Source organism: Halobacillus sp. ABH2_015 (genome assembly GCF_056158945.1).
The window spans coordinates 1,711,939-1,724,986 of the sequence record NZ_JBSWUG010000002.1 but is presented as its reverse complement, the minus strand read 5'-3'; the positions used below and the strand labels follow the sequence as shown (position 1 = coordinate 1,724,986).

The window sequence follows — 13,048 nt, the reverse complement described above, 5'->3', positions numbered from 1 at the left end:
GTTTCTATGCGTACATATCCAAATGTATGGAATCCGACACAAAAGCAGAAAGAATCCACCCGCTTGTTTCAGTGGATGAAAAGATCAGGCTTTACGGATTATGATACCTTTCATAAAGTCACAACAGACCGGGTGGAATGGATGTGGGAGGAAGCATGCCGGGAACTCGGCATCGAATGGTCTGTTCCCTTCAAAAAGACGCTTGATTTGTCCCGGGGCCTCCCGTATCCCCAATGGTTTGTCGGAGGTGAAATCAACGCGGCTCATAATGCCCTCGACAAATGGGCGGAAGACCCGGAGCATAGAAATAAAACGGCCTTGTTCTGGGAAGGAGATCGTGGCGATTCATCCTCCTATTCTTTTATAGAACTTCAGGAAGCTGTCGATCAGACTGCACACGGATTCCAGCGCTATGGTATAGCGGAAGGGGATATTGTGACGATTTATATGCCGATGATTCCGGAAACCCTGATCAGTATGCTTGCCCTTTCTAAAGTCGGTGCTGTCTTTTCCCCTGCGTTCTCCGGATATAAAGCAGATGCCGTAGCTGCAAGAATCCAGGCTTCAAGAGCAAAAGCCATGATAACGGTCGATGGCTTCTACCGGCGCGGGAAAACCATTCAAATGAAAGATCAGGCAGATGCAGCAGCAGAGCAGTGTCCCTCTCTGGAGCATGTCTTTGTTGTTGAGCGAACCGGTACGGATATCCAGTGGCATGAGCCGCGGGACGTTGCCTGGTCTTCACTGCAGAAAAAAAAGGGTCCTTTTCCATCAGCCGCTACAAAAGCCGGTGATCCCTTCATGTTGATTTACACATCAGGTACGACAGGTAAACCGAAAGGTGCGGTTCATACACATGCGGGTTTTCCGATAAAAGCCGCTTTTGATGCGGGAATCTGTATGAACGTTACTAAGGAGGATACTTTGTTCTGGTACACCGATATGGGATGGATGATGGGGCCTTTCCTCGTTTACGGAGGTCTTATTAACGGCGCCTCCATCGTCATGTTTGAAGGCACACCGGATTATCCCAGACCTGACCGCTTATGGGAGATTGTCGACACGTATAACGTGACACATCTCGGTCTTTCTCCAACGCTGGTACGCACATCGATGAAGTACGGGCCTGAATGGCTGCATCGTCATTCTCTTACCTCCTTGAAACTGATTGCATCTACAGGAGAGCCTTGGAATGAAGAACCATGGAACTGGCTGTTTGAACATGCAGGTCATAAACAGGTACCGATCTTTAATTATTCAGGAGGGACAGAAATATCCGGAGGCATTCTTGGAAATATCCTGATCAAGCCGATCCAGCCGGTCACTTTCAATGCTGCCCTGCCTGGCATGGATGCTGTCGTATTGAATAATCAAGGAGAACGTGTGATTAATGAAGTGGGTGAATTGGCGATTCGTAAGCCATGGGCAGGCATGACCAACAGTTTTTTTGAAGATGACGAGCGGTACGAAGAAGCATACTGGAGCCGCTTTACGGATACATGGGTGCACGGAGACTGGGTGGTAGAAAATGATAAAGGCTATTTTACAATTACCGGTCGGTCTGATGACGTATTGAATGTAGCAGGTAAACGGCTGGGTCCCTCGGAAGTGGAAACGGTACTCGTGGACCACCCTCTTGTGTTGGAAGCCGGCGTCATCGGTATCCCTCATGAAACCAAAGGGGAAGAACCGGTCGCTTTTGTAGTGGTTAACGATGAACCGGTGGAGCAAGCGTCTTTGATTGAAGAATTGAAAAAGCATCTGCATCAGAAGCTCGGAAAAGCTTTGTCACCGGACATCATCCACCTGGTATCAGACCTTCCTAAAACGAGAAATGCCAAAGTGATGCGCCGTGCGGTTAAATCTGCTTATTTAAACCAGTCCACAGGAGATTTGAGCGCCCTTGAAAACCCTGAAAGTGTACAGGAAATCTCTGATCTTGGTAGAAAAGCCGGCACAGAATCATGACAAACGCCTGGATCTCAAAAAAGATCCAGGCGTTTGTTTTTAAACCGGGTAGACCCCGTGCTTTCGATTTGTAAATTGGACATCTTTACGTGTATAGGCTTCATAGCGTGTACTCAATTCGTGACGGAGGCGGCCGGGTTTCACGACATCATCGACGACCATTTCTGAAGCCAGCCGGTAAATATCGATGTTTTCCTTATATTCCTCCTGCTTATCTTTAATGAAGGCAGGACGGTCTTCTTCCGGAAGGGCAGCAATCTTGTTGGCGTAGACAGCATTCACAGCCGCTTCCGGTCCCATCACAGCGATTTGAGCTGTAGGCAGGGCGAGGCAAGCGTCCGGTTCAAAAGCGGGGCCTGCCATGGCATACAGCCCTGCGCCATACGCCTTTCTGACAATGACAGAGATTTTAGGAACCGTCGCTTCACTCATAGCCGCCAGCATTTTTGCCCCGTGACGGATAATTCCCGCCTGTTCCACTTTCGTTCCAATCATGAAGCCCGGGATATCCGCGAGGAACAACAAAGGGATATTAAAGGCATCACACAATTGAATGAATTTGGCGGCTTTATCTGCTGAATCCGGAAATAACACGCCTCCTTTGGCCCTGGGCTGATTAGCGATGATGCCGACAGATTTTCCGTTGATCCTGGAGAGTCCTGTAATCAATTCCGGAGCAAACTTCTTCTTAATTTCACAAAAGGAGTCCTCATCAATAATCCGGTCGATGAACTGATACATGTCAAAAGGAGCATTCTGGTTTTCAGGTATCAACTCTTCAATCGTTTTTTCAAACGCCTGCGGTTCTCTTGCTTCCCTTGTTTTCGGACGCTCCTGATAGGAACTTGGAAAGTAGCTCAAATAGGTCCTGGCATACCCTATGGCTTCCTTCTCATCTGATGCCAGCACATCTCCGCATCCTGATACAGAGCAGTGCATGGACGCACCACCCATCTCCTCAAGGGATACCTTCTCCCCGATTACCTTTTCTGCCATTCTTGGAGAACCAAGATACATGGAGGCATTGCCATCAACCATAACGACAATGTCACAAAAGGCTGGAATATAAGCCCCTCCTGCAGCAGATGGTCCGAATAACAGACAAACCTGGGGAACTCGTCCGGATAATTTGATTTGGTTATGGAAAATACGTCCCGCTCCGCGCCGGTTTGGGAACATATCGACTTGATCGGTGATCCTTGCCCCCGCTGAATCGACCAGATAAAGCATTGGAGCATTGATTTTCAGAGCGGTTTCCTGAATACGTATAATTTTTTCCACTGTTCTTGCGCCCCAGGAACCTGCTTTTACTGTAGAGTCATTGGCCATCACACACACGGTTTCGCCGTTCATCCTGCCGATTCCTGTAACGACCCCGTCTGCTGGAAGTCCTTCTGATTGACAGTTGGCAAAAAAAGCATCTTCGATATCAATATCCTCATCAAACAACAACTGGAGGCGGTCGCGAACAAACATCTTACCTTTTTCTGCGTTCTTTTCATGATATTTTTCTGCGCCGCCCCGGGCGATTTTTTTCACCCGTTCTTCAAACGACTGCTGATCCGACATCGTTTTTTCCACGTGCTCACTCTCCTTTGTATTCCGGTCTGCGTTTTTCCTTAAAAGCGTTCAGACCCTCGACCCGGTCTGTCGTCGGGATGGTCGACTTGTATGCGGCGTGCTCAATTTCAAGGCTTTCCTCCAGCGGCATGTCAAACCCGGTATCCATTGCGTTTTTGGCAGCCTTTACAGCTAAAGGGCCGTTTCTTGCTATACAGGCAGCCAAATCCTGTGCTTCTTCCATAAGCATCTGCGGTTCATACATATATTCAACGAGCCCCATCTGGAATGCTTTGGCTGCTTCCACAGGTTTGGCTGTATAAATCATCGACTTTGCCCGCCCCGGACCGATCAATCTTGAAAGTCTCTGGGTACCGCCTGCCCCGGGGATGATCGCGAGGGATGTTTCCGTGAGCCCCACTTTCGCTGAAGAACTCATCATACGTAAATCACAGGCCAGAGCAAGCTCAAGTCCGCCTCCGAAAGCCGCTCCATTGATGAGAGCAATCGTAGGAACAGTGACTTTTTCCCATTTACGAAGAGTATCCCCGATTTTCCGCACGGTTTTGACGACTTCCTCGTCCGACATTCCGGACCTTTCCTTTAGATCCGCTCCCGCACAAAACGCCTTGCTTCCTTCTCCTGTAAGTAAGACGACCCGGATATCGGAGCGGGACTGAATATGGTCGATTTTTTCAGACAGCTCATCTAAAAGCGCATGAGAAAGAGCATTGGCCGCGTCCGGTCGATTTAATGTAAGCTGACAAACGTGGGCCGCCGGCTCTTCCATACGGATGAGTTCATTCATGACTTACACCCTTTCCTTATTCAGGATCTGCATGCCGTGACTGGGAAGCGGTTTTCCAAGGACACGCTGCATGTAATCCGCTGCTCTTTGGAGAGCGGATTCATCTATTCCTGTGTGAACCCCCATCTGGTGGAGCATATGAACAAGATCATCTGTTGCAAGGTTTCCGGAGGCTCCGTCCGCATAAGGACAGCCGCCAAGACCGCCCAGAGACGCATCGAAGGTGGTGATTCCATGCTGCATGGATACCACGATGTTCGCCAGCGCCATTCCTCTCGTGTTATGAAAGTGCATCGCCATGTTTTCTAATGGAAGGTGCTGCTTCCAATAGTCAAGCGCTTCGTCCACCTGCTTTGGATCCGCTGTCCCGAGAGTGTCTCCCATGGATAACTCATCAATGCCCATGCGCAACAATCGGTCACTTACCCGGAGGACCTGGTCCTGTGAGGTTTTCCCGTCATAAGGACACTCGAAGACTGTAGACACATAGCCCCGCACCTGTTTCCCTTCGCGTTTGGCTGTCCGTACAACGTTTTCCAGCACAGGGAACGTTTCATCAATCGTTTTATTAATGTTCTTTAGATTGTGGGTTTCGCTGGCGGACATAAAGACGGCGACTTCATCGACATCAGTCGTTAAAGCTGCCTCCAGACCTTTTTGATTCGGAACGAGAGCGGCATACGTAACACCAGGTTTCCGTTCTATGGATGCGGCCACCTTTGCAGCATCCTTCAATTGCGGGATCCACTTCGGATGTACGAACGAACTGATTTCTATCGAAGACAATCCGGTTTCAGATAACAGATTGATCCAAGTGACTTTATTTTCGGTTGGGATTTCCTCTGCTTCGTTTTGAAGACCATCTCTTGGTCCGACTTCCTTTATCGTTACATGATCAGGCAGGTTCAGCATACCATCCGCTCCTATGATTCAATAATCGCAATAACGTCGCCTTCGTTGACAAAGTCCCCTTCGCTTACTTTCAGCTCTTTGATCGTCCCGGACGTTTCTGCGGAGATGGGGATTTCCATTTTCATCGATTCTAGGATAACGACATCCTCCCCGTCATTGATCTCAGCCCCTTCTTCTGCTGTGATTTTCCATACACTTCCTGCCATCGATGCTTTTACTTCAAACATGTGTAGTCCTCCTTTTAGTGGTTGGTTAAAGTAGGTAGATAATAGTTTTGAATGAAGCTTGTTGTTGTATCTCCTTCACGGAACCTATCATGGGTGATGATGCGTTTTAACATTGTCAGGTTGCATTTGATTCCCTCAATTTCATAGGCATGGAGTGCTTTGGCAAGACGTTCGGCCGCTTGGTTTCGATCACTGCCATGAACGACCAATTTAGCAATCATCGGATCATAAAAGGGCGTGACCTCTGATCCACTTTCCACGGCCAGTTCGTGCCTGATTCCAGGCCCTTCCGGAAGCACCAGGTTCGAAAGCGTCCCCGGTGATGGATAGAACGTATTCGGATCCTCAGCATATATGCGTACTTCAATCGCGTGTCCGTTGATCTGCAGACGATCCTGCTGAAGGTGTAGTTTGTCACCTGCGGCTATCTTCAGCTGCTGCTCTACAATATCCACACCTGATATTTCCTCTGTTACAGGATGCTCCACCTGCAGACGGGTGTTCATTTCAAGGAAATAATAGTTTTCATTCCGGTCCACAAGAAATTCAATCGTTCCGGCATTGGTGTATTGCAGACTCTCCACAGCCTTGATGGCACTGTCTCCCATTTCCCGGCGGGTTTTTTCTGAAAGGAACGGGGAAGGGGCTTCCTCTACCACTTTCTGATGCCTTCTTTGAATGGAGCATTCCCGTTCAAACAAATGAACAGCATGGCCGTGATGATCCGCAAGAACCTGAATTTCGATGTGGCGCGGCTCTTCGATTAACTTTTCAATAAACATTTTTCCATCTCCGAAAAATGCTTTGGCCCGTTTGGAATTTCCTTCAAATGCTTTTTCCAGTTCCTCATCAGAATGGACGGCCTGCATACCGATCCCGCCTCCGCCGGCAGCTGCCTTCAACATAACCGGATATCCGAACGTTTGAGCTGCTGCTTTCGCTGCTTCTACAGAAGCCACCGCTTCTTCAGTACCTGGAACGACAGGCACACCGGCCTGCTTCATTTCGGCACGCGCAGCAATTTTGTCTCCCATTTTTGCGATGACATCAGCTTCTGGTCCAATAAATGTGAGGCCTGCTTCTTTTACTCGTTGTGCAAACCCCGCATTTTCACTTAACAATCCGTATCCTGGATGAACCGCTTCAGCCCCGGATTTCAATGCCGCCTCCAAAATCTTATCGATGTTCAAATAAGACTCATTGACCCTGGGTTTTCCAATCAAATAACTTTCGTCCGCCATTTTTACAAAAGGAGCCTGTTGGTCGGCCTCAGAATAAACAGCAACGGTTTGGATCTGCATCCGCCGGCATGTACGGATGATGCGGGCTGCAATTTCCCCGCGGTTGGCAATCAATATTTTTTTGAACATCCAATTCCTCCCTCATTTTCCTGTCTGTAATAGATCAAGGGCATTTTCCCTCAATCTGAATTTCTGGATTTTTCCGCTGGCAGTCATCGGGTATTCCTGCGTAAATAAGATATAACGCGGAATTTTATGTTTGGAAATCCGCCCTTCACAAAATTCTTTGATATCGCTTTCATTTATGTGCGTATTTTCTTTTGGAATGATCCAGGCCATAATCTCTTCCCCGTACGTTTCATCCGGCACACCGACCACCTGGACATCCAGTACATCAGGATGCTGATACAGAAATTCTTCAATTTCCCTTGGATACACATTTTCTCCGCCGCGGATAATCATGTCTTTCATCCTTCCGGTTATTTCAATATAGCCCTCGTGATCCTTGACAGCGAGGTCCCCGGTATGGAGCCAGCCATCAGGGTCTATGGCTGCGCTTGTCGCTTCCTCATTTTTGTAATAGCCTTCCATCACAAGATAGCCCCGGGTACAAAGTTCCCCTGGTACACCTGGTTCCACTTCTTCACCCGTAGCCGGTTCAATGATTTTCACCTCTACATTAGAGTGAGGACGGCCGACACTGCTGACCCGCAGGTGGACAGGATCATGCACATTGGTCTGGGTGATGACTGGTGAGGACTCGGTCTGCCCGTAAGCAATCGTGATTTCCTCCGCCCCCATTTTATGAATGACATTTTTCATCACTTCCATCGGGCATGTCGAACCCGCCATAATACCCGTGCGGAGGGTCGTAGGTTTTAAGTCTTCGAATTCTGGGTGATTGAGTTCTGCGATAAACATTGTCGGGACCCCATGCAGTGCTGTGCATGCCTCATCTTTCACTGCCTGCAGGACCTTTTTCGGTTCAAACTGTTCTAAAATGACCATTGCCGCGCCTTTGGAAACCGCAGCAAGCGTGCCCAGGACACATCCGAAGCAGTGGAAAAACGGGACAGGAATGCATAAACGATCCTGATGCGTCAGGTTCATGCTGCCGGCCACCTGGTTTCCATTGTTCACAATATTATAATGAGAAAGCATGACGCCTTTAGGAAAGCCGGTCGTGCCAGAGGTGTACTGCATGTTGATGACATCTGTGGACGTCAGCGACTGTTTTCTTGCCTCAAGCTCCTCATCCTGAATGGTCATCCCCATATCGACAACGTCCTGCCAGGAATAGCACCCTTTATGCGGAGTATCACTCAGAACAACAACGTTCTTTAAAAAAGGAAGCCGTTCACTCTGCAGGCTGCCTTTCTCTGAGTATTCCAGTTCCGGACAGATTTCCTTCAAAATGTTCATATAGGAGGCTCCGCGGAAGTCCTCAGCAAGAATGAGCGTAGAGGCATCCGACTGTTTCAGCAAATATTCAAGCTCCTGCGCGCGGTAGTTCGTATTTACGGTAACGAGCACACCGCCCATTTTCCCTGAAGCAAACTGCGTGATCAGCCACTCCGGCTTATTATCAGACCAAACAGCCAGATGATCGCCTTTTTCTATCCCTAGAGCCATCAGTCCTTTTGCGGCCGCATCAGCTTCTTCATTAAATGCCGCATACGTTTTACGAATCCCTTTTTCGGGATACACATAAGCTTCCTGATCTGGATATAGCGAAGCCTTTTCCTCCAACAGCTGTCCGACTGTTTGTTTGAGCAGTGTCATTCTCTCGTCCTCCTTCAATTAGCATCCCAGCTGGCGTGCGATGACCATACGCTGTATTTCAGATGTTCCTTCTCCTATTTCAAGAAGCTTGGCGTCTCTTAGAAAACGTTCGACTTCATATTCCATCATGTATCCATATCCGCCATGGATTTGGATGGCTTGATTGGATGAACGGAACGCTGTTTCAGAGGCGAAAAGTTTCGCATACGCGGATTCCTTCGTGAAATCCTTTTTCTGATCCTTTAACCAGGCGGCTTTCAACACCATGTTCCTTGCAAGCTCCACTTCCATGGCCATATCCGCCAGTTTAAATTGAATGGCTTGAAATTTTGATATGGACTGCCCGAACTGCTTCCGTTCCTTCGCATAGGCAAGGGCTTTATCCAAAGACGCCTGAGCAATACCGACAGCAAGGGCAGCAATAGATATACGGCCGCCGTCCAATGTATACAAAAACTGATGAAACCCTTTGGAAGGATCACCAAGAATGTTTTCCTTCGGTACTTTCACATCTTCCAATATGATTTCTGAAGTATTGGAACCACGGACACCCATTTTTTCGTAAGGGCTGGTAATGCTCATGCCTTTGGTGTCTTTAGGAATGATGAACGCGGAAATGATGTTTTTTCCGTCCTCACGCTTTCCCGAGACTGCCGTCACCGTAATGGACCTGGCATACTCTGCGTTGGTAATCCAGCATTTCTCTCCATTGATCACATAATGATCCCCCACTAATTCAGCGCGTGTTTTCGTACCGCCGGCATCCGAACCTGCATTTGGCTCTGTTAAACCAAAAGAAGCAAGTCCCTCTCCTTTAGCAAGCGGAATAAGATACTCCTGTTTCTGCTCTTCGGTACCGAAATAATAGATGGGACTCGCTCCAAGAGATACGGCTGCAGCATAACTCAGCCCTGTGGACCCGCATACACGGCCGATTTCCTCAACAGCCAGAGCGTACGTGACCGTGTCTCCGCCGGACCCGCCGTACTCCTCAGGAAATGGAATGCCAAGCAGACCGAGTCTCCCCATCTCATCGAAAATGTCCTTCGGAAACTCCGCATTTCGATCAATATCCACCGCTCTTGGTGCAATAACGTCATTCGCAAAGTCCCGTACCATTTTCCGTGTCATTTCCTGTTCCTTCGTCAGTTCAAAGTTCATTTTACTCCCCCTTGCTGTATTTTAGACCGACTGGTTGGTCTGTAAAGCACACAAAAAGAATGAAAGCGTTTACTTAACATCGTAAAAAAAAGGGACTTTATTCATATGATGCATGAGCTGCTCGCTGCTTCCGGGCAGTAAAAAGTGAAGGATTAAATCAATGTACACCTCCGCAATTTCATCAATGGAATACCTTCCATCCTGCTGATACCACTTGTATATCCAATTGACCATCCCTAAGACAGCCATAGCGGTTACTTCAAGAGGAAGTTCCTTTCTAAAATCACCGTCCGCCTGACCTTCATGGATAATCCCGAAAATGATGTCCTTAAATTCATCCCGTTTCCGTTTAATTTTTTCCTCGTAGGCCGGCTTTAAGTAGTTACTTTCCTGATAGAAGACAGAAATATGTGGTTTGTATAAATCAAAAACTTTCACAAAAGAATGGATGACAGCCTGTATTTTGGCTGTTGGTGAGGTGTGAATCACGTTGGCTGCTCCAGCCTCTTTCAATACGTATGTAATAAAGGTGTCATGAATCACAAATAGGAGTTCATCCTTGGATTGAAAGTGGTGGTAAAAGCCCCCTTTGGATGTCCCCGAGGCTGCTACAATCTGGTTAACCGTCACACCGTGAAAACCATGTTCATCAAATAACCGCAGAGAAGTTTCGAGAATGGTGCTGCGTAAGCGGCTCATACATCATCTCCCTTCAACTGAATATACCTTCATTTTATCATAGTATTTTGAAAATACAATCATATCCAATTTCTTTCCTGCGTCAAAAACGTACATTCTTTTGATTTTCCGGTTTTTCTTATTGATGGTTTTTTTGTTTTATCTATCGGAGTTGCTACTAAGTTTGAATAAAGAACGCCGACGGTTCATGAGCTTTGAACCGTCGGCGTTGATTTTTACTGGCTGTTTTCATCTTCCAGCTTAAAAGGCACTTCGTACCCTGGTTTCACCCAGGATTCGACAACACTTCCTTTTTGATCCACATCGAGGACGTAAGATCCGTTGCTGTACCGGTCATTCGCTTTCAAGTCCATCGGATTAACCGTCGTCGTCTCCTGCTTTTCTGTCATGAGTACAATCTGGTCTTCCCTTTGAACGAGATGAACATCTACAATTTGGTGCGGGTTTTTCTTCAGCTCCCGAAGCATAATTACACCGCGCTTGGCTCTGGACGTACGATCGAATTCCTTCAGTCTCATCCGCTTGGCAGCCCCGCGGTGAGTGGTCATGACGACCGAAGGGTCTTCTTCCGCTTTGAAAATCTGTCCGGATACGACCCGTTCGCCTTCTTTCAATGTCATGGCTTTGACGCCGGCCGCCCGCTGTCCCACGGTATTGACTTCATCTTCCTTGTACCAGAGGCCGTAACCTTTGCTGGAGGTGAGAAAAATATCCCCTGTCCCTTCCGTCATATGAACATCGACGACTTCATCATCGCCTTTCAAATTCACAGCCACGAGGGCTTTGGAATGCCGCTGCGCCTGATAAAGACGGAGTTCACTCTTTTTAACCATGCCGTTTTTCGTAAAGAACATCAGGAAATCCTCATCATTGAATTCCCGTATTGGAATAGCTTCCACAAGGTATTCGTCTTTTTCCACCTGAACGATGTTGGATATAAATTGACCCAAATCCTTCCAACGGATATCCGGCAGTTTATGAACAGGTAGAAACAGGTACTTCCCTAAATTCGTGAACAGCAGAACCGTATCGGTTGTATTCATTTCCACCAGACGCAGCAGGTGGTCACCGTCCTTCAGAGCAAAATCCTCGCCATTTGATGCCGCGTAGGATCGCAAGCTCGTCCGTTTAATGTAGCCGTGTTTTGTAATGGAAACGAGGACATCTTCACTGGCCACCATTACATCCAAGTCCACCTTCAGTTCCTGCACTTTATCTTCAATTTTTGTCAGTCGGTCATCTTTGTATTTTTTCTTCATGGCCCGCAGGTCGGACTTGATGACTTTCAGCATTTCCCGCTCACTTGTGAGAAGCTTTTCGAGCTCTTCAATCTGCTTCCTCAACTCTTCCGCTTCTGCTTGGAGAGCTGTAATGTCTGTGTTTGTCAGGCGGTACAGCTGCAAGGTTACAATCGCTTCCGCCTGTTCCTCACTGAAGGCGTACTCCTGGATCAGCCGTGCCTTGGCATCCGCTTTATCTTTGGACGCACGAATTGTAGTGATGACATCATCAAGGATTGAAATCGCTTTGATCAATCCTTCCACAATGTGTGCACGGCGTTTCGCTTTATTCAAGTCATAAATGGACTGTCTGGTCACGACTTCTTTCTGGTGTGCGATATAGGCATCGAGCATCATCGGAAGATTGAGAAGCTTCGGAGTCCGGTCGTGGATCGCGACCATGTTGAAGTTATAGGAAATTTGAAGATCGGTATGCTTGTATAAGTAATTCAGGACACCTTCACTGTTGGCATCTTTTTTCAATTCAATCACAACGCGCAGGCCTGTACGGTCTGTTTCATCACGTACTTCTGCAATGCCCTCCACTTTTTTATCGATACGGAGTTCATCCATCCGCTTAACCATGCTGGCCTTATTGACTTCAAATGGGATTTCATCAATGACGATCTGTTCACGTCCGCCCCGCTGTTCCTGGATCTCCGCGCGGCCGCGGACAATGATTTTCCCTTTCCCTGTTTCATAGGCTTTTTTGATTCCGTCTACGCCTTGAATGATTCCTCCAGTGGAAAAGTCCGGCCCTTTTAATTTGGTCATCAGCTCCGATACTTCCGCCTCAGGCTTGTCAATTTTCATGATGACCGCGTCAATGACCTCGCCAAGGTTATGGGAGGGAATTTCGGTTGCATATCCGGCTGAAATTCCTGTGGATCCATTCACCAGCAGGTTGGGAAACTTCGCCGGGAGCACCGTCGGCTCTTCAATCGTGTCATCAAAGTTAGGAATGAATTCAACGGTCTGCTTCTCTATATCCCGCAGCAGTTCAGACGATATCGCTGAAAGCCTTGCTTCTGTATAACGCATGGCAGCCGGCGGGTCGCCGTCGACACTTCCGTTGTTTCCGTGCATTTCCACAAGCGGTTTGCGTACTTTCCATGTCTGACTCAGACGTACCATGGCATCATACACCGATGTATCTCCGTGAGGGTGGTAGTTACCAATAACGGTACCCACCGTTTTTGCGGATTTCCGGTACGCTTTATCGTGCGTATTCTTCTCCTGATGCATCGCATACAGGATTCTCCGCTGAACAGGCTTAAGCCCGTCCCTGGCATCAGGGAGGGCCCTTTCCTGAATAATATATTTACTGTATCTCCCGAAACGGTCTCCGAGAACTTCCTCTAAAGGTAAATCTAAAAATTTCTCTGCCTCAGCCAACAGAACGTCCCCCTT

10 protein-coding genes are annotated in these 13,048 nt (G+C 47.9%); 1 reads left to right on the top strand and 9 read right to left on the bottom strand.

Annotation, left to right across the window (positions count from 1 at the left end):
* Positions 1-6 precede the first annotated feature (6 nt).
* Positions 7-1,968, top strand: coding sequence for an AMP-binding protein (locus ACXAD6_RS09140; protein WP_474968607.1), 1,962 nt, complete (start codon positions 7-9; stop codon positions 1,966-1,968).
* Positions 1,969-2,007: 39 nt separating this feature from the next.
* Here ACXAD6_RS09140 and ACXAD6_RS09135 read toward each other — a convergent pair whose 3' ends face one another.
* The 9 genes from ACXAD6_RS09135 to parC all read right to left on the bottom strand — a co-directional run bounded on the left by ACXAD6_RS09135 (position 2,008) and on the right by parC (position 13,033).
* The gene (locus tag ACXAD6_RS09135; RefSeq protein ID WP_474970391.1) at positions 2,008-3,537 is read right to left on the bottom strand and encodes an acyl-CoA carboxylase subunit beta; all 1,530 of its coding nucleotides are present in this window, start codon (positions 3,535-3,537) and stop codon (positions 2,008-2,010) included.
* Positions 3,538-3,553: 16 nt separating this feature from the next.
* Complete coding sequence (locus ACXAD6_RS09130) at positions 3,554-4,336, bottom strand: enoyl-CoA hydratase-related protein (RefSeq protein WP_474968606.1); 783 nt, start codon at positions 4,334-4,336, stop codon at positions 3,554-3,556.
* A 3-nt stretch (positions 4,337-4,339) separates the two neighbouring features.
* A complete protein-coding gene (locus ACXAD6_RS09125; protein WP_474968605.1) occupies positions 4,340-5,248 on the bottom strand; it encodes a hydroxymethylglutaryl-CoA lyase in 909 nt (302 codons plus the stop codon).
* Positions 5,249-5,259: 11 nt separating this feature from the next.
* On the bottom strand, positions 5,260-5,475 hold the full coding sequence (locus ACXAD6_RS09120) for an acetyl-CoA carboxylase biotin carboxyl carrier protein subunit (protein WP_474968604.1): 216 nt from the start codon (positions 5,473-5,475) through the stop codon (positions 5,260-5,262).
* Positions 5,476-5,489: 14 nt separating this feature from the next.
* Positions 5,490-6,845 (bottom strand): acetyl-CoA carboxylase biotin carboxylase subunit, encoded by a 1,356-nt coding sequence (locus tag ACXAD6_RS09115; protein WP_474968603.1) that lies wholly within the window; start codon positions 6,843-6,845, stop codon positions 5,490-5,492.
* A 12-nt stretch (positions 6,846-6,857) separates the two neighbouring features.
* Entirely contained in the window at positions 6,858-8,498 is a 1,641-nt protein-coding gene (locus ACXAD6_RS09110) for an AMP-binding protein (protein WP_474968602.1), read from the bottom strand.
* Between the two features lie 18 nt (positions 8,499-8,516).
* Positions 8,517-9,659, bottom strand: a complete 1,143-nt coding sequence (locus tag ACXAD6_RS09105) for an acyl-CoA dehydrogenase (RefSeq protein WP_474968601.1) — start codon at positions 9,657-9,659, stop codon at positions 8,517-8,519.
* A 69-nt stretch (positions 9,660-9,728) separates the two neighbouring features.
* Complete coding sequence (locus tag ACXAD6_RS09100) at positions 9,729-10,358, bottom strand: TetR/AcrR family transcriptional regulator (protein WP_474968600.1); 630 nt, start codon at positions 10,356-10,358, stop codon at positions 9,729-9,731.
* 215 nt (positions 10,359-10,573) lie between these two features.
* Positions 10,574-13,033, bottom strand: coding sequence for a DNA topoisomerase IV subunit A (gene parC / locus ACXAD6_RS09095; protein ID WP_474968599.1), 2,460 nt, complete (start codon positions 13,031-13,033; stop codon positions 10,574-10,576).
* Between the last annotated feature and the right edge of the window lie 15 nt (positions 13,034-13,048).